The following is a 22,901-nucleotide window of genomic DNA, read 5'->3' as shown; positions in this document are numbered from 1 at the left end:
ATCAGCCCTTGGTCTCGGTGATCGCTTCCGTCGCGGAGCCCGTCGCGGATCCGGCGGGGCCTTCGGCCTGCGCGGCGGCGTGCCGCTTGAGGGCGGCGTCGCGGCCGCGGACGTACCAGATGCCGATGAGGCCGAGCCCGCCGCCGGCCGCGCAGCACCAGACCCACCACAGCAGGTCCCGGTCGGCGAACCAGCCGTAGAAGGGCAGCTGGACGAGGAACAGGGCGAACCAGAGGATCGTGCCGCCGGTGACGGTCGCGACGACCGGTCCTTCCAGGGGCTCCGGTGCCTCGTGCTTCGCAGTCCATTTCGCCATGCCCTCCAGTCTAGGCGGCCGAATTTGGGGTCTACGCGCGGAGATGGACGGCGTTTCGTTCATGTGTTCATACTGAAACGGTTGTGGGCTCGGCCCATTTTCTCCGTATGAACCCCCCACGCCCACGCAATGAGGACCGCATGAGTACGTCGGCCCCTGCCCCGGCCCCCGCGCCAGCCGCGCAGCCCCAGACTCCCGGCACGTCCGGCCTGGACCGCTTCTTCAAGATCTCCGAGCGCGGCTCGACCGTCGGGCGCGAGGTCCGCGGCGGCTTCGCCACCTTCTTCGCGATGGCCTACATCATCGTGCTGAACCCGATCATCCTCGGCAGCGCGAAGGACATGTACGGCCACCAGCTCGACGGCGGCCAGCTGGTGACCGCCACCGTCCTGACGGCGGCCTTCACCACGCTCCTCATGGGCGTCATCGGCAACGTCCCGATCGCCCTCGCCGCCGGCCTCGGCGTCAACACCGTGGTCGCCCTCCAGCTCGCCCCGCGCATGAGCTGGCCCGACGCGATGGGCATGGTGGTGCTCGCCGGTTTCGTGGTGATGCTGCTGGTCGCCACCGGCCTGCGCGAGCGGGTCATGAACGCCGTGCCGCTGGGCCTGCGCAAGGGCATCGCGATCGGCATCGGCCTGTTCATCATGCTGATCGGCCTGGTCGACTCCGGCTTCGTCACCCGCATCCCGGACGCCGCGCACACCACCGTGCCGCTCCAGCTCGGGCTGAACGGCCACCTGCACGGCTGGCCGGTGCTGATCTTCATCGTCGGCGTGCTGCTGACGTTCACCCTGCTGATCCGCAAGACGCCCGGCGCGATCCTGATCTCCATCGTCGCGATGACCGTCGCCGCCCTCGTCGTCCAGCTGGTCGCCGACCTGCCGGACTCCGGCTGGGGCCTGACCGTGCCCAAGTGGCCCGGCAACCCGGTGGCGGCGCCCGACTTCGGGCTCGTCGGCGAGGTCAGCCTGTTCGGCGGCTTCGGCAAGGTCGGCGTGCTGACCGGCTGCCTGTTCGTCTTCACCGTGCTGCTGTCCTGCTTCTTCGACGCGATGGGCACGATCCTCGGCGTCGGCGACGAGGCCAAGCTGATCGACCGGGACGGCAACTTCCCGGGCATCAACCGGGTGCTGTTCATCGACGGCCTGGCCGTCGCCTCCGGCGGCGCCACGTCCTCCTCGGCCACCACCTGCTTCGTGGAGTCCACCGCCGGTGTCGGCGAGGGCGCCCGCACGGGCCTGGCGAACGTCGTCACGGGCGGCCTGTTCACGGTGGCCCTGTTCCTGACCCCGCTCGCCACGATGGTCCCGTCCCAGGCGGCCACGCCCGCGCTGGTCGCGGTCGGCTTCCTGATCCTCGCGGGCTCGATCAAGGACATCGACTGGAACGACTTCACCATCGCCGTCCCCGCCTTCCTGGCGATGGTGATGATGCCCTTCACCTACTCGATCACCAACGGCATCGGGCTCGGCTTCATCAGCTTCAGCGTGCTGCGGCTGGCGACCGGCCGGGGCCGCGAGGTCCCGGTGGCCATGTACGTCGTGTCGGCGGTGTTCGTCTTCTACTACGCGATGCCGGCGCTCGGCCTCACGTAGCAGGACCGGGCCGCGGCCCGCAGCAGGGCCGGCTGCGGCCCGCGGGGGTCAGGTCACCCCGTAGAACTTCTCCGTCTCGTCGACCGCCGCCTTGAAGCGCTCGTCGAAGTCATCGCGAATGAGCGTCCGGACGACATAGTCCTGGACGCTCATTCCGCGTTTGGCGGCGTGTAGCCGGAGGCGGTCGAGCAGCTCCCCGTCTATGCGCATGCTCAGCACGTGTGTCCCCATGGCGCAAGGGTCGGGGCACAGGGCGTGGACGCGCGTCGCTTTTCACCGCCCGCTCACTCGTATGAGTGACTCATATCCCGTTGTTCTTTAGAGAGAGTAATGAGTTACCCTAAGGACATGCCCGACCTTTCCCATGGTGGCGACGCTGCCGCCGTGAACGACCTCCGCTCCGCCGTCATGCGGCTGGGCCGACGCCTCAAGCACCAGCGCGTCGACGAATCGCTGAGCCCGACCGAGATGTCGGTCCTCGGCACCCTCGCCCGCTGCGGGCGGGCCACCCCCGGCGAGCTGGCGCGGCGCGAGCACGTGCAGCCGCCGTCCATGACGCGCATCGTCGCGCTGCTGGAGGCCAAGGGACTGGTCAAGCTGGAACCGCACCCCGAGGACCGCCGCCAGAAGGTGGTCAGCCAGACGGAGGAGGCCGAGGCGATGCTCGAGGAGAGCCGCCGCAAGCGCAACGCCTTCCTGGCCGGGCTGGCGGCAGAGCTCACCGAGGACGAATGGGCCAAGCTGCGCGAGGCCGCACCCGTCCTGGAGAAGCTTGCGCACCTATAGGAACGACCCGAGGAGGCTGACCTCTTGAGTACGGGAAACGGAACGAGTTCCGCACCCGGCCACCAACCCACCCCTACCCCCGCCGCCGGCCGAGCGGGCCGCACCTCGACCTCGAAGTCGATGTTCGCCTCGCTCCGGATCCGGAACTACCGGCTCTTCGCCCTCGGACAGGCCGTCTCCAACACCGGCACCTGGATGCAGCGCATCGCCCAGGACTGGCTGGTCCTGTCCCTGACCGGCTCGGCCTCGGCCGTCGGCATCACCATCGCGCTGCAGTTCCTGCCCATGCTGGTCCTCGGCCTGTACGGCGGCGTCCTCGCCGACCGGCTCCCCAAGCGGCCGCTGCTGATCGCCACCCAGAGCCTGATGGGCCTGACCGGCGTCGCCCTCGCCACCCTGACCCTGGCCGGGGACGTCCGGGTCTGGCACGTGTACGTCGCCGCCCTGCTCCTCGGCCTGATCACCGTCGTGGACAACCCCGCCCGGCAGACCTTCGTCGCCGAGATGGTCGGCCCGCGCCAGCTCGCCAACGCCGTCAGCCTGAACTCGGCGAACTTCCAGTCCGCGCGGCTGGTCGGCCCGGCCGTCGCCGGTGTGCTCATCACCGCCGTCGGCTCCGGCTGGGCCTTCCTGCTGAACGGGCTGTCCTTCGCCGCCCCCGTGGCCGGCCTGCTGCTGATGCGCACGGCCGAACTGCACCGGGCCGAGCCGCAGCCCCGGGCCAAGGGGCAGCTGCGCGAGGGCCTGCGGCACGTCGCCGGGCGGCCCGAGCTGGTCTGGCCGATCGTGCTCGTCGGGTGCATCGGCACCTTCGGGTTCAACTTCCCGATCTGGCTCTCGGCGTTCGTCGGCGACGTCTTCCACGAGGACGCCGGCACGTACGGGCTGCTGAACACCCTGCTCGCGGCCGGATCGCTGGCGGGCGCCCTGCTGGCGGCGCGCCGCGGCCTGGCCCGGCTGCGGCTGCTGGTCACGGCCGCGCTGGTGTTCTCCGCGCTGCTGGTCGCCACCGCCTTCGCCCCGGGATTCTGGCTGTTCGCCGCCCTGCTGGTGCCGATCGGGATGTTCGGTCTGACGGTGAACGTCACGGCGAACACCACGGTCCAGACGGCCACCGACCCCGAGATGCGGGGGCGGGTGATGGCGCTGTTCATGATGGTCTTCTCCGGCGGCACCCCGATCGGCGCGCCGCTGGTCGGCTGGGTCACCGACACGTACGGGCCGCGGATCGGCATGGCCGCCGGCGGCGCCGCCTCGCTGGTCGCCGCGGCGGCGATCGCGGTGGTCCTGTCCCGCGTCGGCAACCTCCGCCTGAGCGTCAGCCGTCAGGGCGTCGCCTTCGTCCCGACGGCCGAGGGCCGCCTGGTCAAGGCCGCCTAGCCCCCGCTCCCGCCGCGCGCCTGCGGGGCTGGAAGGGCCGGCCCCCCGCCCCAGACCGGGCGGTGAGCGGCCGGGCTTGCCGGGGCCCCGCCCCAGCAGCCCGCGCCTCAAACGCCGGCGGGGCCGGGCATGCCGGACCGCCGGCTCCGGAAAAGGCGGGCGCGGGCGTGGGGGCCGGAACGGGCGCGCAGCGGCACGGTGCAGCCCGCGCGGCGCTTGAGCGCACCGGGCGCGGAGCGCACGGAACCCGTGCCGTGCGGACCCCGCCACGCGGCGGAGCCGCAGATCCGGCACAGCGGGCGGCTGCGGTCAGCCCCGGCCGGGGGCGGTGGCGGGCCGGGCGCGCCGGGGCCGTGGGTCAGGGGCGGGGGCGGCGGCGGAGGAGGCGTTTGGCGGCCAGGACCAGGGCCGTGCCCACGGCCAGGACCGCCGCACCCTTGGTGAACGAGCCGCCCCCGCCCGCGGCGGCGGCCGGCGGTGCGGAGGCGCCGCCGGCCGGGGACCCCGCCGGCGGGCCGGAGGCCCCGCCGGCCCCGGCCGCCCCCGGCTTCACCGGCACCGGCACCGCCACCACCCGGCTGTTCTCCCCCTCCGACCCGAACATCAGGGCCGACCCGTCCGCCGTGTACGTCACCGACTCCGCCTGCCCCTGCCACGGCGCGTCCACCCGCTCGCCCTCGCCCTCCGGCCGGCCGTCCTTCCACGGCCAGGTCCGCGCGAAGAAGTACCCGCGCAGCGTGAGCCGCCCGCCGTCCGGCGAGAACGCCCCGTCCGTCACCCAGGGCAGGTCCGCCACCCGCCGGAAGACGTTCGTCCCCGACGCCGACAGCCGCTCCGGGCCCTCGTACAGCCCGCCCTTGTCCTCGCTCTTGCTCGCGATGTACACCCGGCCCGTCACCGGATGCACCATCAGCGCCTCGGCGTTGCGCGGCCCGTCGGCGTACTTCACCGTGAACTGCTCCGCGGTGACCGTGGCGTCCGCCAGCACCTTCGGCTCCGGGAAGCGGTAGATCCACACGTGGTCCCAGGTGCCGTTGCGGTTGTCGCCGATGTCGCCGACGTACAGCTGCCCGTCGGGCCCCAGCGAGATCGCCTCGACGTCGCGCGGGGTCCCGATGCCGGACAGGGTGATGCGGGCGACGGTCTTGCCGGTCGCCGAGTCCACCGCGTACACGTACGGGCCGTCGTCGCTGTCGTTGTGCGTCCAGTACACGCCCGGGTGGATCCGGCTCGCCGCCAGACCGCTCGACTCCTTGATCCGCGGGTCGCTGATCGTGAAGCCCGTCGGGGCGGGCGCCGGCGCGGGCGCGGGGGTCGCGGCCGCCGCCGGGCCCGGCAGGAGCAGCAGGAGCAGGAGGGGCGCAGCGAGTGCACCGGCCGCGGTGCACCTCCCGGGCGCGGACGGGAGCGGCGAGGGCGGCGACGACGGCGGCAGCAGGCGCATGCCCCCAGCCTGCCAGGGGCCCGCGCGCCCCGCGGCCCCCGCCCTGCGGGGGAGCGGTCACCGTGTCCGGCATCACAGGGGCTTCGGGCGCGTGATCCGCGATGATGACCGGATGCGTTTCATGTTCGTCGGCGATTCCATGACCATCGGACGCGCCGGCGACTACACCTGGCGCTACCGGATGTGGCAGCACCTCAACGCGACCTTCGGCGGCCCGTACCGCATCGTCGGCCCGCGCTGCGAGCTGTACGACATCCACGCCGACGCCCCGACCAGCCACGCCTACGCCGACCCCGCCTTCCCCGACCGGGCCCGCCGCCACCTCGCCGGCTGGGGCGAGGGCTGGCAGCACATGGCCCCCGTCATAGGCCCGGCCGTCGCCGCCGGCAAGGCCGACGTCCTGCTGGTCTCCCTCGGCCTGATCGACCTCGGCTTCTACACCAAGGCCGACGAGACCGCCGCCAACGCCCGCCGGTTCATCGCCGAGGCCCGCGCCGCGCGCCCCTCCGTCCGGATGGTCCTGCTGCCGGTCATACCGAACGTACGGGCCGAGTCCGACGCGCCCTTCGCCGCCGAGGTGGCCCGCTTCAACGAGCTCCTCGCCAAGGCCGTCGCCGACCTGTCCACCCCCGCCTCGCCGATCCTGCTGGGGGCGCGCCCGGACGCGTACGACATCCACCGCGACACCTACGACGGCACCCACCCCAACGCCTCCGGCGAGCACCGGCTGGCCGGGGAGTTCGCCGCCGTCCTGCACCAGGCCTGGGGCATCGGCGGCCGCTATCGCCCCGCCGTCGACCCCGCCTGACAGGCGCGACAGGCAAGGCGCAACGCGTAACACGCCCTTCACCCGCGGCACTTGCCTCGAGCGCACTCCAAGCAGTTGGCTAGGGCCCCATGAAGTACACACAGCTCGGACGCACCGGCCTCAAGGTCAGCCGACTTGTACTCGGCACGATGAACTTCGGCCCCCAGACCGGGGAGCCGGAGAGCCACGCCATCATGGACGCCGCCCACGATGCGGGCATCAACTTCTTCGACACCGCGAACGTGTACGGGTGGGGCGAGAACAAGGGCCGCACCGAGGAGATCATCGGCACCTGGTTCGCGCAGGGCGGGCGCCGCCGCGAGAAGACCGTCCTCGCCACCAAGGTCTACGCGAGCATGGCCCCCGAAGGCCAGCCGTGGCCCAACTACGACCGGCTGTCGGCGCTGAACATCCGGCGGGCCGTCGACGCCAGCCTCAAGCGGCTGAACACCGACTACATCGACCTCTACCAGTTCCACCACGTCGACCGGCTGACGCCGTTCGAGGAGATCTGGCAGGCCGTGGAGGTCCTGGTCCAGCAGGGCAAGATCCTCTACGCCGGCTCCTCGAACTTCCCCGGCTGGAAGATCGCCCAGGCCAACGAGACGGCGGCCCGGACCGGCCGGCTCGGCCTGGTCAGCGAGCAGTGCCTGTACAACCTCGCCGAGCGGCGCGCCGAGCTGGAGGTCATCCCGGCCGCGCAGGAGTACGGGCTCGGGGTCATCCCGTGGTCCCCGCTGCACGGCGGCCTGCTGGGCGGGGCCATCCGCAAGGCGGCCGACTCAGGGCGCACGGCGAGCGGGCGCTCGGCCGATGCGCTGGCCAACAGCACGGTGCGGGCGCAGGTCCAGGCGTACGAGGACCTGCTGGACAAGCACGGGCTGGAGCCGGGCGAGGCCGCGCTGGCCTGGCTGCTGACCCGGCCGGGGGTCACCGGGCCGATCGTGGGTCCGCGTACGGCGGAGCAGCTCGCGTCCGCCGTGCGGGCGGTGGAGCTGGAGCTCTCGCAGGAGGTCCTGGACGGCCTGGACGAGGTCTTCCCGGGGCCGGGACCGGCGCCGGAGGCGTTCGCCTGGTAGCGGCGGGACCCGTGGCGGGGGCCTGCCGGCGGTGGGGCCCCGCTACTGTCCGACGGCGGCCGCCACGGCCACGACGACGAACATCAGCACGAGCACACCGGCCATCACGCGGTTACGGGTCTTGGGATCCACCCGTCGAGCGTAACGCGGCCGCCCCCGTCCCCCGCACGGAGGGGCGCGGGCGGGGCGCGCTCACCCCGGGTCGCCCCCGAGGGGCCAGGCCTCGAGCACCTCGTAGCGGGGCCGCTCGCCGGGGCCGCCGCCGGTGGGCAGGTTGCTGCGGATCAGGCTGAGCTCGCGGACCTGCCAGGGCGTGCCCTCGAAGCCGGCCAGGGCGTCGAGGTACGGCCGCAGGGCCGTGCCGCCGTGGCTGCGGGCCAGGGTGAGGTGGGCCTTGTAGCGGCGGTGCTGCTCCATCGGCACGCCGGCCCGGCGGGCCGCGGCGTCGGCGCGCTCGGCCAGCATCCGCAGGTCGTCGATGCCGCCGGCGGCGCCGGTCCACAGGGCGCGGTCGCCGAAGCGGCCGGAGCCGTGGAGGCGCAGGGCGAAGGGGGCGGTGCGGTGCGCTGCGCGGGCCATGCGGGCGTACAGCTCCGGCAGGACGGCCTCCTGCACCTCGCCCATGAAGGCGAGCGTGAAGTGCCAGCCCTCCTCGGCGGTCCACCGCAGCCGCTCGTCCCGTACCGCCTGCACGGCCTGCCGCAGCTCGGCCAAGGCCCCCTCCGGCGGCACCACGGCAGCGAACAGCCTCATACCCCGAGCGTATCGACCCGCCCGGGACCGCGCCCGGACCCCGCGCGCACCCCGCCGGGCCTCTCCCCCGGACGCCGTCCGGGGGACCCCACTCGGCGGCCGGCGGGCCGCCCGGCCCCGCTTCGCCTGCTGCCGGTGCGGCCCTCGGCAACGCCGCCCGGGCGCAGGGCCGTTCGGCGCTGCCGGACCGGTGCGGGCTAGGAGTGGCCGAGGTCGGCGGCAGGCAGGTCCGCGGTGGGCACCGAGCCGGTGTCGTCGGCGGGCCGCAGCGGGAACTCGTCCGCCGCCATCGAGTCCAGGACCGGAGGCGCGGGCCGCAGCGGCTTCGGCATGACCGCGGCCTCGGAGTGGCCGCCGCAGCCGTACGAGAGCGAGACCAGGTGGCCGTCGGCGGGGCCGAACTCGTTGGCGCAGACGCCGAAGGCCTGGCCGAGCGAGCCGCCGATCTTGACGAGGAAGCCGCAGGAGACGCAGGAGGCGGGGGCCGCCTGGGCCATCGGGGTCTTCGCACCGAAGGCCTCGTCCCAGCGGTCGGCGGCGGTGTGCAGCCCGTAGCGGGACAGCACGCGGGCGCGCCGCATGCCCAGTTCCTCGGCGACGTCGGCGATGGAGCCGCGGGCGGGGACCACCGTGCGGTCGGTGACGTCGGCGTCCTCGGCCTCGACGAGCTCGGCCATCTCGGCGGAGACGGCGGAGTTCGGCGGCGGGGCGTCCTCGCCGGAGTAGCCCGGCTCCAGGCGCAGGTCGTCGGCGTCGGTGGGCAGCAGGTCGCCGGGGCCGAGGTCGCCGGGGCGCAGGCGCTCGCTCCACGGCACCCACTCGGGCGCCAGGAGGGCGTCGGAGCCGGGCAGGAGCACCGTTTCGTCGAGGGTGACGTTCTTCGCGCGGGAGGCGCGGGTCACGGTGACGGCCCACCGCCAGCCGCGGTAGGCGGGGTCCTTGCACTCGAAGAAGTGGGTGACGACGCGGTCGCCCTCCGCGATCGCCGAGACGTGCTCGCCCACCACTCCGGGCGCGGCGACTTCCTCGGCGGCCTCGCGGGCGAGGTCCACCGCCTCGGCGCACAGGCGGTCGGGGGTACGGCTTCGCGTCGTCGCAGCACTCACTGGTCTCGTTCTCTCCTACGCCGTCTCACGAGTGCGCCGTCCGTACTGTCGTCCACAACGACCCGTCGGTCCTGTCCGTACGTGGCGCGAGCGGAGCGGACCTGAGGGCCGCGTCGACGTCCGCGCCCGATCGGCCTCGGGCACACCCACCTGCAATCCATTCTGCGGGATCGCGAAGAGGCGCGCGGCCAAGAGCAACCGCCGGTGGCGCGCTACGCACGCTACCTCCTTCGACGCCGCTGGCCCACATGCAAGGTCCGATTCGCGGACAAGGCTGCGACCCCTCCGTGACCCGATGTCCGTGCGGAGGGCCGCCCGAGGCTGCCCGAGGGCCGTCCGCGGTGCCCCCGGAGCGCGCCGGGACGGGACCCCGGCGGGTGCGTGGGGCACTATGTCGAGTGTGGCACCCGCACGGTCGTCGCGTGGCGGCTCGGGACCGGCCAGGCGGGCCGGCCGGGCCATCGGGCGTGCCCTGCACCTGCCGGTGACGGGAGCCGCGCGCGGGATCCGGCGGGCCACGCACGCGCAGGGGGCCGGCGAGTCCGGGCTCGGGAAGCTGATCGAGCTGCACGCCGTGAACGGCGCCGGCGACGTGATGATCACGGTGGCGCTGGCGTCGACGGTGTTCTTCTCGGTGCCGACGGACGAGGCGCGCGGGCGGGTCGCGCTGTACCTGGCCATCACCATGGCCCCGTTCACGCTGCTGGCCCCCGTGATCGGGCCGCTGCTGGACCGGCTGCCGCACGGGCGGCGGGCCGCGATGGCGGGCGCGATGCTGACGCGGGCGCTGCTCGCGGTGGCGATGTCGGGCGCGGTGGCCACGGGCGGGATCGAGCTCTACCCGGCGGCGCTGGGCGTGCTCGTGGCGTCCAAGGCGTACGGGGTGGTGCGCAGCGCGGTGGTGCCGCGGCTGCTCCCGCCGGACTTCTCCCTCGTGAAGGCCAACTCCCGGGTGACCCTGGCCGGCCTCCTCGCGACCGGGGCCGCGGCGCCGGTCGCGGCCGGGCTGCACACCATCGGGCCCCCGTGGCCGCTGTACGGGGCCTGCGTGATCTTCCTGGGGGGTGCGTTCGCGGCGTTCACCCTGCCGCACAAGGTGGACGAGGCCAAGGGGGAGCGGCGGGCCCGGCTGTCCACGCACGAGCCGCACTCGAAGAAGCCGGGGCTGCGCACCGTCAGCCGGCCCGTGCTGTGCGGGCTGCTGGCCAATGCGGCGATGCGGACCCTGTCCGGGTTCCTGATCTTCTTCCTGGCGTTCCTGCTGCGCGAGCACCCGCTGGCCGGGCAGAGCGCGGCGGTGTCGCTGGGCATCGTGGGCGTCGCGGCGGGCGTCGGGAACGCGGGCGGGACGGCCGTGGGCGCGTGGCTGCGGGCCCGGGCCCCCGAGGGGATCATCGCGGCGGTGCTGGCCGCGACGCTGGGGATGGCGATCCTCGCCGCGGTGTTCTTCAGCGGGCTGTTCGTGGCCGTGCTCGTGGCCACCGCGGGGTTCTGCCAGGCGCTGGCGAAGCTGTCGCTGGACGCGATGATCCAGCGGGACGTCCCCGAATCGGTGCGCACGTCGGCCTTCGCCCGGTCCGAGACCCTGCTGCAGGTGGCGTGGGTGCTGGGCGGGGCGATCGGCATCGTGCTGCCGCTGCACGGCATCCTGGGCATGGCGGTGGCCGCGGCGATCGTGGCCGCGGGCACGACGGTGGCCGTGCGCGGCCTCCTCTCCGCCCCCCAACCAGCGCGCCACCACCCACGCCCGAGCGGCCTGACCCGCCGCCCCGCCCGGCCGGGCGGGACCGACCCACCGCTGCGCGGCTGATCCGGCCCGCGCGGCGTTCGAGCGCACAAGGGTCCGGGCGGAGCCCGGTTTCGGGAAGGGACGGGGCGGGGACGGGCTCCGCGCAGCGGGAGCGGCGGCGGCGCGCCGCAGGTCGCCGGGGCCCCGGGCAGCGGCAAGGGCGGCGGGCCCGATAGCCTTCGGCTCATGACCGCACCGCTTATCTCGGGTAAGGGCCGCCGCAGCGTCGCGGCCCTCGGAGCCGTGTCCGCCGGCCTCCTCCTCCTGTCGGCCTGCGACAAGCCGACGCCGCTGGCGACCGTGACGGTCGGCAGCACGTCCGTGTCCGCCGAGGCCGCCTGCTCGGACGAGCACGAGCTCTCCATGGACAAGGTCCAGGAGTGCCTCACCGACATCAAGGACGCCAAGACCATCGACTACGGCCGCGGCGACACCCTCCGCCTGGGCGTCGAGCCCGACATCGTCGAGGGCGGCAAGCGCTGGCAGGCGGTCCTGGACGGACAGCCGATCACCGAGCCCTCCGCGAACACCTACCGCAGCTTCCCCGGCGCCGACATCTTCGCCACCGGCGGCCAGGGCGAGGCCCCGTCCTCCAAGAAGCTGAACATCGTCCAGGTCGGCGAGGACGGCAAGCCGCTCGCCGTCTGGGCCTTCAACGTCAAGCTCAAGTAGCCCGTACCCGACGGTGCGCGCGCTCATCGTGACCGCGGTGGCGGCGGAGGCCGACTCCGTCGCCGCGGGTCTGACCCCTCATGCGGACCCCGCCACGCCGGAGCCGCGCGCCCTTCCCGGGGGATATCCGGTCCTGCGCCGGGATCTGCCCGGTCTCGCCGCCGACGTGCTCGTCGGCGGGGTCGGTCCGGCCGCCGCGGCGGCCGCCACGGCCACCGCCCTCGCGCTCGCCGCCGGCTCCGCGCCCGCGTCGCGCTATGCGCTCGTCGTCTCCGCCGGGATCGGCGGCGGCTTCCTGCCCGCCGCCCCGTCCGGCTCCCTCGTCGTCGCCGACGCCATCGTCGCCGCCGACCTCGGGGCCGAGACCCCGGACAGCTTCCTGGACGTGCAGGAGCTCGGCTTCGGCCGCACCGTGCACCTGCCGCCGCCCGAGCTGGCCGCCCGCGCGGCCGAGGCCACCGGGGCGCTGCTGGCGCCCGTACTGACCGTCTCGACCGTCACCGGCACCGCCGCCCGCGCGGACGTGCTCGCGGCCCGGCACCCGTCGGCGGGGGCCGAGGCCATGGAGGGCTTCGGGGTCGCCGAGGCGGCCGCCGCGCACGGGCTGCCCGTGCTGGAGGTCCGCGCCGTGTCCAATGCCGTCGGGCCGCGCGACCGGGCCGCCTGGCGGATCGGGGACGCGCTGGCCGCCCTCACCGCGGGCTTCCGCGCGCTGGGCCCCGTACTCGTCCACTGGGGAGAGCAACATGAGCACCGGCACCCGTCCTGACCCCGGCACCGGGCGCGCGCTGCGCATCGCCTATTCGCCCTGTCCGAACGACACCTTCGTCTTCGACGCCTGGGCCCACGGCCGGGTGCCCGGCGCACCCGCCCTCGACGTGACCTTCGCCGACATCGACCTCACCAACGGCATGGCCGAGCGCGGCGAGCTGGACGTGCTGAAGGTGTCGTACGCCGTCCTGCCGTGGGTGCTCGGGGAGTACGCGCTGCTGCCGTGCGGCGGGGCGCTGGGCCGGGGCTGCGGGCCGCTGGTGCTGGCCCGGGAGCCGGGCCTGGACCTGGCGGGGCGGACGGTGGCGGTGCCGAGCGAACGCTCCACGGCGTACCTGCTGTTCCGGCTGTGGGCGGCGGACGTGCTGCCCGACGGGGTCGGCAAGGTGGTCGTGCTGCCGTTCCACGAGATCATGCCCGCGGTGCGGGACGGCCGGGTGGACGCGGGACTGGTCATCCACGAGGCCCGGTTCACCTATCGGGACTACGGGCTGCACTGCCTGGCCGACATGGGCGAGCACTGGGAGACCACGACCGGCCTGCCGATCCCGCTGGGCGCGATCATCGCCAAGCGGTCGCTGGGCGCGCCGACGCTGCGCGCGCTCGCCGCATCGGCCCGGACCTCGGTCCGGATGGCCTGGGACGACCCGGAGGCCTCCCGCCCGTACGTGCGCGCGCACGCGCAGGAGCTGGACCCGGCCGTCGCCGACCAGCACATCGGGCTCTACGTGAACGAGTTCACCGCCGACCTCGGCGACGACGGCTACGCGGCGGTGCGGGGGCTGCTGACGCGGGCCGCGGCAGAGGGGCTGGTTCCGGCCATCGCCCCGGACGCGCTGGCGTTCCCGTAGGGCGCTGCCTGCACGGATGACGGTGCCCCGCCGCTCCGGTGAGCGGCGGGGCACCGTCGGTCGCACACGGCGTGCGTCGGGCTCGTCGGGATGTCCGTCCCTCTCAGACGTCCAGCTGGTCCGCGACCGCGCGCAGCAGACCGGCGATCTTCGTGCCGTGCGCCTTGTCGGGGTAGCGGCCGCGCTCGAGCATCGGGGTGATGTTCTCGAGCAGGGTGGTCAGGTCCTGCACGATCGACGCCAGTTCGTCGGGCTTGCGGCGCTGCGCCGCCGCGACGGACGGCGCCGGGTCCAGCACCGTCACCGAAAGCGCCTGGTCGCCGCGCTGCCCTGCGACGACGCCGAACTCGACGCGCTGGCCGGGCTTGAGCGCGTCGACCCCGGCCGGGAGTACCGACGAGTGGACGAAGACGTCGCCGCCGTCGTCGCGGGAGAGAAAGCCGAAGCCCTTCTCACTGTTGAACCACTTGACCTTGCCGGTGGGCACGTCCGTCCTCTGTCCTTGTGCTCGTCGGGTCCGGCTGGCCGCCGCGGCGGCTCCGGATAACAGCGCAGCGGGCCATGGGTGACCCGCCGTCTCCAGGCTAGTGGGCGATGAGCAGGTGACAAGACGTTCCCCGGTCCTTCGCCGGCTCCGCGCTGTCGGCTGCTCAGGCCAGGGAACTACCCTGGTGGGGTGACTGTTACTCCTCACCCCGACGAAGCACGGCCCGGCGACGGCCTGGTGCGGGCCGGCGGCATCGTCTTCATCGTCGGCGCCGTGGCCACGCTGGCGACGATGGCCCCGCTGTTCCTGCACACCGACCCCTTCCCGTCGTACGCGTGGGCCGTGTGCATGCTGATGGGCGTCGGGTTCGCCATCTCGGCGGCCGGCGTGCTGCGTTCCGCGGCCGCCGGGCGGCGCGCCGCCCGGGAGTCCCAGGCGGGCTAGCGCCCGGCCGGCCCGGCCGTGGCTCCCCCGCTCAGCCCTCCTGCGTACGGACGTACGCGGCGAGCCACTCCGGCAGGGCGGTGAGGTCCGGCAGCACCACGTCCGCGCCCGCCTCCCGCAGCTGCGGCTCCGGGCACGGGCCGGTGGGGACCGCCACCGACAGCGCGCCGGCGGAACGGGCCCCGCGGACGTCGCCCACGTGGTCGCCGACGTAGACCTGTGCGCCGTACTCGCGCAGCGCCTCGGCCTTGGCCTCGGCCCACAGCCACCCGACGACGGCGTCCGGGCGGATGCCGAGGTGCTCCAGGTGGAGGCGGGCGTTCGGCTCGTACTTGGCCGTGACGACGATCGCCCGGCCGCCGAGCTCCCGGACGGCCTCGATCGCCTCGCGGGCGCCGGGCATCGCGGGCGTCGGCGCGATGGCGTGGGTGGGATAGATCTCGCGGAAGCGGTCGGCCATGGCCGGGATCTCCGCCTGCGGGAACCAGTACGCGAGCTCCTCGTCCAGCGGCGGGCCGAGGCGTGAGATCGCCCGGTCGGCGTCGATGAACGTGCCCGTCTCCGAGGAAAGCGCCTGGTAGGCGGCCTTGATGCCGGGGCGGGAGTCGATGAGGGTCATGTCGAGGTCGAAGCCGACGGTGAAGCGGGCCGGGGCGCTGGCGGAGGTCATGCCCCCCATTCTGCCGACCCGCACTGCCGGGCCCCGAGCCCCATCCGCCCTCCGCCCGCCCGGCCGGGAGGGGTCAGGGGCGGCGGTGGGAGCGCCAGGTCAGGTAGGCCGCCGAGGCGATGGCGGCGGCACGGGCCAGCCAGGGCCACATGCCCTGGAACACACCGCCCAGCCCCTCGTCCGTCAGCGGTGCGCCCCACCGCCCGTCCAGCCGCCCCCACAGCCACACCACCGCGGCGGCGAACACCGCGCCCGGGAGCCCGAACACCACCACCTTCCGCTCGGTCGGCCCGAGCACCCGGGACGCGTACGCCAGCAGCCAGCCGCCGATCAGCAGCGGCCAGTACCCGGTCACGGCACCGACCAGCAGGACGGCCGCCGCCAGCAGGAGGAAGGCGTGCGGCTTCGGGCGGGGGGCGGCGCCCCCGGCCGAGGGGGCGGGCCCGGCGGGCCCCGCGGGCTCCGGTCCCGCCGCCGCCGTCCGCTTCGCGCGCCGGCGCTCGCGGAGGTACCGGGCGAGGGTCTGCTTCGGGGCGGCGGTGTCGGCCCCCGGCCCGGAATCCGCCTGCTCCGCCGCTCCGGGCTCCGACCGCTCCAGCAGCTCCGGGATCTCCACCCCGCCCACGAAGCCCTCCACCTCGGGGAGTTCGGGGCTGCCGAACAGGCCGTGGCCCGGCGTGAGGCGCCACCAGTCCGGCTCCGCGGGCCCCGCAGGCGCCGGACCCGGCTTCGGGTCCCGACTCCGCTGCTGAGGTACGGACGGCGCCGGTTCCGCCACCGACTCCGCCGCCGGTTCCGGGCCGCCCGCGGCCGCCGCCGTGCCCGGGTCCAGGCCCGCCAGGACCTCCTCCGGCGTGCCCATCCGCTCCAGGATCTGCCGTACCGCCGCGGGCGTCTCCGGCTCGTACCGTGCACGCGCGCGGTCGATCTCGTCCCGCAGCCCCGCCACCAGCCGCATCCGGTCCCCCGACGGCACCTGCCGCTGCTGTGCCAGGTCGCCGACCCGGCTCAGGTACGCGTACACCAGACGGTCGTTCTCGATCCCCATGCCCGGCTCCTCCCGTACCGCCCCGCGGCCGCCCTCCCGAAAGGTAGCGCGTGCGCCCGTGGAGACGCCGAGGGCGCAGCGGATACCGTTGGCCGGATGGGGACCGGCCGACGCGACCACGACCAGGAGGCGACCGTGCCAGAACCGAGCAGCAGCGGCAGCGGCAGCGGCAGCGGCAGCAGCGTTGACAGCAGCGGCAGCCGGAGCAGTGAAGGGAGCGCCGGCGCACCCGCCGCCCCGCGCTCCCTGGCGGAGGCGCTGCGCGCCCGCGACGACGCCGCCCTCGCCGCGCTGCTGCACGCCCGCCCGGACCTGCTCAGCCCGGTCCCGGGCGACGTGACGCAGCTGGCCACCCGCGCCGGCACCCGCGCCTCGGTGGTCCGCGCCCTGGACCGCCTGGACCGGTTCGCGCTCCAGACCGCCGAGGCCCTGGCGGTGGCCCCGGACCCGTGCCCGTACCCGGTGCTGGAGTCGCTCCTGGCCGGCGAGCCCGGCGCGGCCGGCGCCGCCGGCGACGACCACGACAACGGCACCCGCGCCGAGCTCCCCCGCGCCCTGGCCACCCTCCGCGACCAGGCGCTGGTGTGGGGCGACGACGACCGGCTGCGGCTGGTCCGCACCGCCCGCGAGCTCCTCGCCCCCTCCGCCTCCCGGCCTTCCCCCACCGGCCTCGGCCCGACCGTCGCCGAGGCCACCGCCGGCATGTCGCCGACCCGGATCCAGGAGATCGTGGCGGCGGCCGGGCTGCCCGCCACCCACGACGCGGTCTCCGCGGTGACGGCCCTGACCGGCCTGTTCACCGACCCGCAGCGGATGTCGGCCCTGCTGGACGAGGCCCCGGCGGAGGCCCACCAGGTGCTGGGCCGCCTGGTGTGGGGCCCGCCGTACGGGGAGGTGACCCCGAACCCGGCCCCGCCGGTGCGCTGGCTGCGCGACCGCGGCCTGCTGCTGCCGGCGTCCGCGCGGACCGTGGTCCTGCCCCGCGAGGTGGCGCTGCACCTGCGCGGCGGGCTCGCCCACCGCACCCCCGAGCCCCTCCCCCCGCAGGTGACCGCGCGCCGCGAGCACCGTCCACAGCTTGTGGACGCCAACGCGGCCGGGCAGGCGCTGGCCGCGCTGGCCACCGTCGAAGAGCTGGTGAAGTCCTGGGAGCACGCCGGCCCGCCGGTGCTGCGCGCGGGCGGCCTGGCCGTACGGGACCTCAAGCGCACCGCGGCCGCCCTGGGCACCGACGAGCCGACCGCCGCGTTCTGGATCGAACTCGCCTACGCCGCCGGCCTGCTGGCCGGCGACGGCGAGGTCGACGAGCGCTACGCCCCCACCCCCGCCTTCGACGACTGGCTCGAACTGCCGCCCGCCGAGCGCTGGGCGGCCCTCGCCACCGCCTGGCTGCCCGCCACCCGCACCCCCGGCATGGTCGGCGAGCAGGACGCCAAGGGCCGCACCCTCGCCGCCCTCGGCCCCGACCTCGACCGCTCCCCCGCCCCCGACGTGCGCCGGCGCGTCCTCGAACTCCTCGCCGCGCTCCCCGAAGGCGGCGCGCCCGAACCGCAGGACCTCCTCGACCGGCTCGCCTGGGAGCGGCCCGCACGCGGCACGAGCGGGCTCCGCGCCCGCCTCGCCCGCTGGACGCTGACCGAGGCCGAACTCCTCGGCGTCACCGGCCGCGGCGCGCTCTCCGCCCCCGGCCGCGCCCTGCTGGAACACCGCGATCCGGCGTCGCTGCTGGCCCCGCTGCTGCCGGAGCCCGTCGACCACGTGCTGCTGCAGGCCGACCTGACCGCGGTGGCCCCCGGCCCGCTGCGCCGGCCGCTCGGGGACGTGCTGGCGGTCCTCGCGGAGGTGGAGTCCAAGGGCGGGGCGACCGTCTACCGCTTCACGCCCGGCTCCGTACGCCGGGCCCTGGACGCCGGGCGCACCGCCGCCGACCTGCACGCCTTCCTCGCCGAGCACAGCGCCACCCCGGTCCCGCAGCCGCTGGCGTACCTGATCGACGACGTGGCCCGGCGCCACGGGCACCTGCGGGTCGGCGCCGCGTCCTCGTACGTGCGCTGCGACGACGACGGCATGCTGAACGAGATCCTGGCCGACAAGCGGTCCGCCGGGCTCGGCCTGCGGCGCCTCGCCCCGACGGTGCTGGCCGCGCAGGCCGACCCCGGCGCCCTGCTGGAGGGCTTGCGGGCGATGGGCTACGCCCCGGCCGCCGAGTCCGCCACCGGCGACGTGCTCGTGGCGCGGGCCGACGCGCACCGCACCCCGGCGCGCGCGAAGCCCGTACCGGTGCCGGACGGGCCGCCGCTGCCGGACGAGACCCTGCTCGGGGCGGCCGTACGGGCCATCCGGGCCGGGGACGTGGCGGCGACCGCCGTACGCAAGGAGCCGGCCGGCGCGGCCGACTCCGGTGCGCCCGCCCCGGCCCCCGGCGAACTCCCGCGCACCAGCGCCGCCGAGACCCTCGCCACGGTGCAGGCGGCCGCGCTGACCGGGTCGGCGGTGTGGATCGGCTACGTCAACGCCGAGGGCGCGGCGAGCCAGCGGGTCATCGCCCCGGTGCGGGTGGAGGGCGGCTTCGTCACCGGGTACGACCACACCGCGGACGAGGTGCGCACGTACGCACTGCACCGGATCACGGGGGTGGCGGAGCTGGCGGAGGACCAGGTGTGAGGGGGCGGCGGGGAGGAAGCGGGGGAGGAAATCGGCTGGCCAACGCGGCTGTGCGCCCGTCACCCTGACGGCATGTCCGAAACAGCACTCGCGGTCCCGAACCGGCAGATCCGCGCGTCCCACACCGCAGCCACCGTCACCGTCTACCAGGCGTACGGCCCCCACCTCGGGCTGCCCGCCGCCCGCGACGGGCGGTTCCCGGCCGCCTGGAAGCGGGAGCGGATGACCTGGATCAAGCCGTCGTTCCTGTGGATGATGTACCGCTGCGGCTGGGCGACCAAGGCCGACCAGGAGACCGTCCTGGCCGTCGAGATCACCCGTGAGGGCTTCGACCACGCCCTGCGCCACGCCTGCCTGTCCCACTACGCGCCCGGCACCCACGCCGACCGCGCGGCCTGGCAGCAGGCCCTGCGGGACTCGCCCGCGCGGGTCCAGTGGGACCCGGAGCGGGACCTGCACCTGAACCCGCTGCCGTACCGCTCGCTCCAACTGGGCCTGTCCGGGCCGGCCTCGCGGGCGTACGCCGACGAGTGGACGGTCTCCATCCGCGACGTCACGCCGCTGGCGCGGGAGATCCACGCCCTGGTCCGGGCCGGCGACGAGGCCGCGGCACGGGCCCTGCTGCCGGTCGAAACGCCGTACGCGGCGGGGGCGCTGGGGCACCTCGGGGCGTAGGCCGAAACGGACTCCTTCCTCCCTGTTGTCGCAGCTCAGAGGCCATGGGCGGAGTGCGGGAGAGGGCGCGCAAGGGGGTACGGATGCCTGTTGCACAGTGGTGACACACGGGGGATGACGGGCCCCCGCGCCGTATGTGAAGATCAGTACATCGCAGCAGCGGCCGAGGGGAGAACGACAACCGGCCCGAGAGCGACACCCCGCACGACCCACCCGCCGGCCCGGCGCTCTGCCGCGCCCGACGTGCCCTTCTTCGCATGACCACTCGCCTGACCCCGCCTGACCACTTCGCCGCCCCACCCGCCGGCTGCCGCGCTGCGGTCCGCCTGCCCGTCCTGATTCCTTGGGGGGAGTCCACCATGTCCGCTCGCACCGCCGCCGCCCGCCGCCCGCTGCGCACCGCTGCCGCCACGGCCGTCGTCACCGCCGTCGCCGGTACCGTCCTGATGCCGCTGTCGGCGTACGCCGCGCCGGCCGCGGAGAACCTGCACGCACTGAAGGTCACGCTGGGCGCCCCGGCGCCGAGCGGCCCGCTGACCCGCGGTGGCGCGACGGAGACCTTCGAGCTGACGGTCGACAACCCCACGGACAAGGTGCACTCCTTCCACCCGTGGCTCAACGGCAGCTGGGTCGGCGGCAACCCGATCCAGGCGAACGACGTGGTCTTCAAGGTCGAGCCGGTGAACGCCCCGGCGACCGACAGCTCCGTCCGCCAGATGGACGGCGAGTGGCAGGGCCTGTTCACCCCGGCCGGCAAGAGCACGACGGAAGGCTTCGAGGTCCCGGCGGGCGGCAAGCTCGTCTGGAAGGTCACCGTCGGCCTCGCCAAGAGCTACCCGACCAACGACGGCGACTTCACGCTGCACGCCTCCAGCTTCCAGAACGAGCTCGCGCCCGGCGGCCAGGCCTCCGTCACGTTCAAGACGGACACGGTGGGCAAGCCCGCCGCCCTGGAGACCTGGTTCGACAAGGTCAACCCGTGCCAGGGCATCGACGAGCTCCAGTGCCGGGAAATGGACCTGCGCTACCGCGCCTCCGGCGACGGCGAGTTCAACACGGCGCTGGCCACCTACCTGAACGCCGGCATCGAGAGCGGCGCCGGGGACCCGGACCTCCAGCTCCAGGTCCTGGAGTCCGGCACGTGGAAGGACCTCAAGCCCACCAAGGACGGCCAGGGCAGCTTCCGCCTGGCCGACATCCCGGCACCCTTCGGCAAGGCTTCCGGCGAGCGCACCGTCCACCTGCGCGCGAAGGTCGGCCCGAAGGCGCAGCTGAAGAAGGCCGGCACCGTCACCCTGACGGCCGACGTCAGCCTGGCCGAGGGCAACACGACCCCGTTCGTCCATGGTGACGCCAAGTTCCAGTTCGGCCCGGTCACCACGGCCTCGCCGTCGCCGTCGCCGTCCGCGAGCACGTCCGCCTCGCCGTCGCCGACCGCGTCGGCCGGCACCTCGGCCGGCACGGGCACGAGCACGAGCACGGGCACCACCTCCGGCTCCCTCGCGACCACTGGTGCGGACTCCAACACCGGCCTGTACTCGGCCGCGGCCGCGCTGCTCGTCGCCGCCGGCGGTGCCTTCGTCTGGCTCGGCGCCCGCCGCCGCAAGGCCGCTACCCGCGGCTGACGTCCGTAAGACCCTCGGAAGGGGCCCGGCACCTGCGCGGTGCCGGGCCCCTTCGCGCTGGGCAGCCGGTCGCCGCCACCCCCTTTTTCACGGAAGCCGCTCCACGACGGCCACCTCCGAGAACTCGCGGACGAAGGTGGTGTGTCCGGTTCGGCCGGTGTGCTCGATGCACAGGTCCGTGCACACGTCCGCGTTTCCCGTCGGGGCGGCTGTCCAACGGCAGTCGGGGTGCAGACAGCGCGCCGTGGCCGTCGTCTCTGCCGCGGGGTGCCTGTGCATGACGTAGCGGATGTAGCGGACTACGGCCCGGGCGGTCATTCCGACTCCGTGGTACACGCGGAGTGGCGGTAGACGACAACGGGTGGGCCCGGTGGCCGCTGGAGCGTCCCCCTGCGGACGGACTCCAGGGACTCGATGGGGCGTCGGCACTCGGGGCACTGCTCGCCCTTCGGCGCGAAGGTGGTGTACTCCCACTGACGTGCATCCGTCGCGTTGTCCACCATGGCTCGCCTTCCCTTACGGCTGGTCTGCTGACGACCCATGCTTGCCCCCCATTGCGGACGTATCCGGTTGTTTGCCCGGACGGTTGAGACGTCTGGAAGTACGCTGCGATAAAGCCCAAACGTCGCAGGGGGAGCCCTTGAACACGGCCTTGCGGGACGCTATGGCGGAGGCGAAGGTGACCCCCAGGCAGCTGGCGGCCCGGGTGGGCGTCACCGTGAAGAGCGTGGAACGCTGGATCGCCGATGGGGCACTCACGCCGCACGCGCGAAACCGGCACGACACGTGCCGGGTGTTGGGAGTGGACGAAGAGATGATCTGGCCCGAGGCAGTCACCGCGCGCGTCAAGGTGGGCAGCGATCGCGAGCTGGTCAGCTCGTATCCCTACCGGTCCGCTTGTCCGTCCACCGTGTGGGCGCGGCTGGCGGACGGCGCGGCTCGGGACATGTTCCTCGGCGGATACACCAACTACTTTTTCTGGACCCAGGTGCCCGACTTCGCCGGCCTCGTCCGCCGGAAGGCCGAGAGCGGGTGCCGGGTGCGCTTTCTCGTCGGGGATCCGGACGGGGACGTCACCCGGCGGCGTGAGGAGGTCGAGGCTGCCGCCCTCACCGTCTCCACGCGGATCGGGATCACGCTGGAGCACCTGGCCCGGCTCGGGCCGGTGGAGGGGCTCGAAGTGCGCTTCAGCGCGGCCTCCGACGCCATGAACCACGTGGGGCTCAGCGTCTTCCGGTTCGACCACGACGCACTCGTCACGCCTCACTTGGCCCGGGGCATCGGCCACGACTCCCCGCTCCTGCATCTGCGCCGCCAGGGCGAGGGCGGCATGTTCGACCGGTTCTCCGCGCATGCGGAGGAACTGTGGAACCGGGGGCGGGACGTCTGGGGCGCGGAGGGCTGGTCGCATGGGCAGGCGTGATGACGAGGACGATCCGGATGCGCCGCAGGCTAACAGCCTGGTGCCGGCTGCGTCTGCGGTCGTGGTGGACGAGGCGGGCCGGGTGCTGCTCCAGCGGCGTACCGACAACGGGATGTGGGCGCTGCCCGGCGGGAAGATGGAGCTCGGCGAGTCCATCGGGCAGTGCGCGGTCCGGGAGACGCTCGAAGAGACGGGCATCACCGTCGAGATCACCGGCATCGTGGGGACGTACACCAACCCGGGCCACGTCTTCGCCTACGACGACGGCGAGGTCCGTCAGGAGTTCTCCATCTGCCTGCTGGCCCGGCCCACCGGCGGCTCCCTCCGCGCCTCGGACGAGTCCTTCGAGGTCGCCTGGTTCACCCCGGCCGAGGTCGACGACCTCCCGATGGTGCCGAGCATCCGCAAGCGGATCGACGACTGGCGGTCGGGGCACGGCCCCGCCGTACGGTAGGCCCATTACCCCTGCGATAGGGCAGACTGGAGGTTTGGCCGTCCGCCCACGGACGGTC

25 protein-coding genes are annotated in these 22,901 nt (G+C 74.4%); 15 read left to right on the top strand and 10 right to left on the bottom strand.

Annotated features, from left to right (window positions below; translation table 11 throughout):
• Position 1: 1 nt before the first annotated feature.
• Complete coding sequence (locus tag AB0953_RS06650) at positions 2–316, bottom strand: DUF2530 domain-containing protein (RefSeq protein WP_366858321.1); 315 nt, start codon at positions 314–316, stop codon at positions 2–4.
• Positions 317–456: 140 nt separating this feature from the next.
• On the opposite strand from AB0953_RS06650, the gene AB0953_RS06645 reads away from it, so the two are divergent.
• Complete coding sequence (locus AB0953_RS06645) at positions 457–1,914, top strand: NCS2 family permease (RefSeq protein ID WP_366858320.1); 1,458 nt, start codon at positions 457–459, stop codon at positions 1,912–1,914.
• Between the two features lie 48 nt (positions 1,915–1,962).
• Here AB0953_RS06645 and AB0953_RS06640 read toward each other — a convergent pair whose 3' ends face one another.
• The gene (locus AB0953_RS06640) at positions 1,963–2,145 is read right to left on the bottom strand and encodes a ribbon-helix-helix protein, CopG family (RefSeq protein ID WP_366858319.1); all 183 of its coding nucleotides are present in this window, start codon (positions 2,143–2,145) and stop codon (positions 1,963–1,965) included.
• A gap of 117 nt (positions 2,146–2,262) precedes the next feature.
• Between AB0953_RS06640 and AB0953_RS06635 the strand changes: the two genes are divergently transcribed.
• The gene (locus AB0953_RS06635; protein WP_361917628.1) at positions 2,263–2,700 is read left to right on the top strand and encodes a MarR family transcriptional regulator; all 438 of its coding nucleotides are present in this window, start codon (positions 2,263–2,265) and stop codon (positions 2,698–2,700) included.
• A gap of 120 nt (positions 2,701–2,820) precedes the next feature.
• Positions 2,821–4,080, top strand: a complete 1,260-nt coding sequence (locus AB0953_RS06630) for an MFS transporter (RefSeq protein WP_366858318.1) — start codon at positions 2,821–2,823, stop codon at positions 4,078–4,080.
• A 358-nt stretch (positions 4,081–4,438) separates the two neighbouring features.
• Here AB0953_RS06630 and AB0953_RS06625 read toward each other — a convergent pair whose 3' ends face one another.
• On the bottom strand, positions 4,439–5,524 hold the full coding sequence (locus AB0953_RS06625) for a WD40 repeat domain-containing protein (protein ID WP_366858317.1): 1,086 nt from the start codon (positions 5,522–5,524) through the stop codon (positions 4,439–4,441).
• Between the two features lie 112 nt (positions 5,525–5,636).
• Here AB0953_RS06625 and AB0953_RS06620 point away from each other — a divergent pair, with 112 nt between their 5' ends.
• On the top strand, positions 5,637–6,332 hold the full coding sequence (locus AB0953_RS06620) for a GDSL-type esterase/lipase family protein (protein ID WP_366858316.1): 696 nt from the start codon (positions 5,637–5,639) through the stop codon (positions 6,330–6,332).
• 89 nt (positions 6,333–6,421) lie between these two features.
• Positions 6,422–7,411, top strand: a complete 990-nt coding sequence (locus AB0953_RS06615) for an aldo/keto reductase (protein WP_366858315.1) — start codon at positions 6,422–6,424, stop codon at positions 7,409–7,411.
• A gap of 192 nt (positions 7,412–7,603) precedes the next feature.
• Here AB0953_RS06615 and thpR read toward each other — a convergent pair whose 3' ends face one another.
• Entirely contained in the window at positions 7,604–8,164 is a 561-nt protein-coding gene (gene thpR, locus AB0953_RS06610) for an RNA 2',3'-cyclic phosphodiesterase (protein WP_366858314.1), read from the bottom strand.
• A gap of 197 nt (positions 8,165–8,361) precedes the next feature.
• Entirely contained in the window at positions 8,362–9,270 is a 909-nt protein-coding gene (locus tag AB0953_RS06605) for a DUF3027 domain-containing protein (protein ID WP_366858313.1), read from the bottom strand.
• Between the two features lie 391 nt (positions 9,271–9,661).
• On the opposite strand from AB0953_RS06605, the gene AB0953_RS06600 reads away from it, so the two are divergent.
• The 4 genes from AB0953_RS06600 (at position 9,662) to AB0953_RS06585 (ending at position 13,353) form a co-directional block, all read left to right on the top strand.
• On the top strand, positions 9,662–11,080 hold the full coding sequence (locus AB0953_RS06600) for an MFS transporter (RefSeq protein WP_366858312.1): 1,419 nt from the start codon (positions 9,662–9,664) through the stop codon (positions 11,078–11,080).
• Positions 11,081–11,245: 165 nt separating this feature from the next.
• On the top strand, positions 11,246–11,731 hold the full coding sequence (locus AB0953_RS06595) for a DUF2771 domain-containing protein (RefSeq protein ID WP_366858311.1): 486 nt from the start codon (positions 11,246–11,248) through the stop codon (positions 11,729–11,731).
• A 13-nt stretch (positions 11,732–11,744) separates the two neighbouring features.
• Positions 11,745–12,500 (top strand): futalosine hydrolase, encoded by a 756-nt coding sequence (locus AB0953_RS06590; RefSeq protein ID WP_366858310.1) that lies wholly within the window; start codon positions 11,745–11,747, stop codon positions 12,498–12,500.
• On the top strand, positions 12,478–13,353 hold the full coding sequence (locus AB0953_RS06585; protein WP_366858309.1) for a 1,4-dihydroxy-6-naphthoate synthase: 876 nt from the start codon (positions 12,478–12,480) through the stop codon (positions 13,351–13,353). The genes AB0953_RS06590 and AB0953_RS06585 overlap by 23 nt, the downstream gene beginning before the upstream one ends.
• Positions 13,354–13,456: 103 nt before the next feature.
• Here the strand turns inward: AB0953_RS06585 and AB0953_RS06580 are convergent, their stop codons facing one another.
• Positions 13,457–13,840, bottom strand: a complete 384-nt coding sequence (locus AB0953_RS06580) for a cold-shock protein (protein WP_037924790.1) — start codon at positions 13,838–13,840, stop codon at positions 13,457–13,459.
• 189 nt (positions 13,841–14,029) lie between these two features.
• Between AB0953_RS06580 and AB0953_RS06575 the strand changes: the two genes are divergently transcribed.
• Entirely contained in the window at positions 14,030–14,284 is a 255-nt protein-coding gene (locus tag AB0953_RS06575; RefSeq protein ID WP_366858308.1) for a hypothetical protein, read from the top strand.
• A 31-nt stretch (positions 14,285–14,315) separates the two neighbouring features.
• Here the strand turns inward: AB0953_RS06575 and AB0953_RS06570 are convergent, their stop codons facing one another.
• Together AB0953_RS06570 and AB0953_RS06565 are read right to left on the bottom strand one after the other, a co-directional pair.
• Complete coding sequence (locus AB0953_RS06570; protein WP_366858307.1) at positions 14,316–14,963, bottom strand: HAD family hydrolase; 648 nt, start codon at positions 14,961–14,963, stop codon at positions 14,316–14,318.
• A gap of 64 nt (positions 14,964–15,027) precedes the next feature.
• The gene (locus AB0953_RS06565) at positions 15,028–16,002 is read right to left on the bottom strand and encodes a hypothetical protein (protein ID WP_366858306.1); all 975 of its coding nucleotides are present in this window, start codon (positions 16,000–16,002) and stop codon (positions 15,028–15,030) included.
• A gap of 96 nt (positions 16,003–16,098) precedes the next feature.
• On the opposite strand from AB0953_RS06565, the gene AB0953_RS06560 reads away from it, so the two are divergent.
• The 3 genes from AB0953_RS06560 (at position 16,099) to AB0953_RS06550 (ending at position 20,966) form a co-directional block, all read left to right on the top strand.
• On the top strand, positions 16,099–18,666 hold the full coding sequence (locus AB0953_RS06560) for a helicase-associated domain-containing protein (RefSeq protein WP_366858305.1): 2,568 nt from the start codon (positions 16,099–16,101) through the stop codon (positions 18,664–18,666).
• Between the two features lie 72 nt (positions 18,667–18,738).
• Positions 18,739–19,341, top strand: a complete 603-nt coding sequence (locus AB0953_RS06555) for a DUF4291 domain-containing protein (RefSeq protein ID WP_366858304.1) — start codon at positions 18,739–18,741, stop codon at positions 19,339–19,341.
• Positions 19,342–19,700: 359 nt separating this feature from the next.
• A complete protein-coding gene (locus AB0953_RS06550) occupies positions 19,701–20,966 on the top strand; it encodes a hypothetical protein (RefSeq protein WP_366858303.1) in 1,266 nt (421 codons plus the stop codon).
• 87 nt (positions 20,967–21,053) lie between these two features.
• Here AB0953_RS06550 and AB0953_RS06545 read toward each other — a convergent pair whose 3' ends face one another.
• A complete protein-coding gene (locus AB0953_RS06545; protein WP_366858302.1) occupies positions 21,054–21,284 on the bottom strand; it encodes a hypothetical protein in 231 nt (76 codons plus the stop codon).
• The gene (locus AB0953_RS06540) at positions 21,281–21,469 is read right to left on the bottom strand and encodes a hypothetical protein (protein ID WP_366858301.1); all 189 of its coding nucleotides are present in this window, start codon (positions 21,467–21,469) and stop codon (positions 21,281–21,283) included. Before AB0953_RS06540 ends, AB0953_RS06545 begins: the two co-directional genes overlap by 4 nt.
• Positions 21,470–21,693: 224 nt before the next feature.
• Between AB0953_RS06540 and AB0953_RS06535 the strand changes: the two genes are divergently transcribed.
• Both AB0953_RS06535 and AB0953_RS06530 read left to right on the top strand, forming a co-directional pair.
• On the top strand, positions 21,694–22,389 hold the full coding sequence (locus tag AB0953_RS06535) for an XRE family transcriptional regulator (RefSeq protein ID WP_366858300.1): 696 nt from the start codon (positions 21,694–21,696) through the stop codon (positions 22,387–22,389).
• Entirely contained in the window at positions 22,376–22,843 is a 468-nt protein-coding gene (locus AB0953_RS06530) for an NUDIX domain-containing protein (RefSeq protein WP_366858299.1), read from the top strand. Before AB0953_RS06535 ends, AB0953_RS06530 begins: the two co-directional genes overlap by 14 nt.
• Positions 22,844–22,901 lie beyond the last annotated feature (58 nt).

Origin of the sequence: Streptomyces sp. NPDC046866 (assembly GCF_040704625.1) — a bacterium.
Lineage (GTDB): Bacteria > Actinomycetota > Actinomycetes > Streptomycetales > Streptomycetaceae > Streptomyces.
This window is presented reverse-complemented; position numbering and strand designations above follow the sequence as displayed.

What these genes read in the sequence shown, in the direction of transcription:
- AB0953_RS06630 (WP_366858318.1), top strand. Translation starts at nt 2,821, where the DNA reads ATGTTCGCCTCGCTCCGGATCCGGAACTACCGGCTCTTCGCCCTCGGA.
- AB0953_RS06540 (WP_366858301.1), bottom strand. Translation starts at nt 21,469, where the DNA reads ATGGTGGACAACGCGACGGATGCACGTCAGTGGGAGTACACCACCTTC.
- AB0953_RS06645 (WP_366858320.1), top strand. Translation starts at nt 457, where the DNA reads ATGAGTACGTCGGCCCCTGCCCCGGCCCCCGCGCCAGCCGCGCAGCCC.
- AB0953_RS06635 (WP_361917628.1), top strand. Translation starts at nt 2,263, where the DNA reads ATGCCCGACCTTTCCCATGGTGGCGACGCTGCCGCCGTGAACGACCTC.
- AB0953_RS06620 (WP_366858316.1), top strand. Translation starts at nt 5,637, where the DNA reads ATGCGTTTCATGTTCGTCGGCGATTCCATGACCATCGGACGCGCCGGC.
- AB0953_RS06555 (WP_366858304.1), top strand. Translation starts at nt 18,739, where the DNA reads ATGTCCGAAACAGCACTCGCGGTCCCGAACCGGCAGATCCGCGCGTCC.
- AB0953_RS06615 (WP_366858315.1), top strand. Translation starts at nt 6,422, where the DNA reads ATGAAGTACACACAGCTCGGACGCACCGGCCTCAAGGTCAGCCGACTT.
- AB0953_RS06545 (WP_366858302.1), bottom strand. Translation starts at nt 21,284, where the DNA reads ATGACCGCCCGGGCCGTAGTCCGCTACATCCGCTACGTCATGCACAGG.
- AB0953_RS06625 (WP_366858317.1), bottom strand. Translation starts at nt 5,524, where the DNA reads ATGCGCCTGCTGCCGCCGTCGTCGCCGCCCTCGCCGCTCCCGTCCGCG.
- AB0953_RS06530 (WP_366858299.1), top strand. Translation starts at nt 22,376, where the DNA reads ATGGGCAGGCGTGATGACGAGGACGATCCGGATGCGCCGCAGGCTAAC.
- AB0953_RS06585 (WP_366858309.1), top strand. Translation starts at nt 12,478, where the DNA reads ATGAGCACCGGCACCCGTCCTGACCCCGGCACCGGGCGCGCGCTGCGC.
- AB0953_RS06595 (WP_366858311.1), top strand. Translation starts at nt 11,246, where the DNA reads ATGACCGCACCGCTTATCTCGGGTAAGGGCCGCCGCAGCGTCGCGGCC.
- AB0953_RS06565 (WP_366858306.1), bottom strand. Translation starts at nt 16,002, where the DNA reads ATGGGGATCGAGAACGACCGTCTGGTGTACGCGTACCTGAGCCGGGTC.
- AB0953_RS06550 (WP_366858303.1), top strand. Translation starts at nt 19,701, where the DNA reads ATGTCCGCTCGCACCGCCGCCGCCCGCCGCCCGCTGCGCACCGCTGCC.
- AB0953_RS06560 (WP_366858305.1), top strand. Translation starts at nt 16,099, where the DNA reads ATGGGGACCGGCCGACGCGACCACGACCAGGAGGCGACCGTGCCAGAA.
- thpR (WP_366858314.1), bottom strand. Translation starts at nt 8,164, where the DNA reads ATGAGGCTGTTCGCTGCCGTGGTGCCGCCGGAGGGGGCCTTGGCCGAG.
- AB0953_RS06650 (WP_366858321.1), bottom strand. Translation starts at nt 316, where the DNA reads ATGGCGAAATGGACTGCGAAGCACGAGGCACCGGAGCCCCTGGAAGGA.
- AB0953_RS06570 (WP_366858307.1), bottom strand. Translation starts at nt 14,963, where the DNA reads ATGGGGGGCATGACCTCCGCCAGCGCCCCGGCCCGCTTCACCGTCGGC.
- AB0953_RS06600 (WP_366858312.1), top strand. Translation starts at nt 9,662, where the DNA reads ATGTCGAGTGTGGCACCCGCACGGTCGTCGCGTGGCGGCTCGGGACCG.
- AB0953_RS06640 (WP_366858319.1), bottom strand. Translation starts at nt 2,145, where the DNA reads ATGGGGACACACGTGCTGAGCATGCGCATAGACGGGGAGCTGCTCGAC.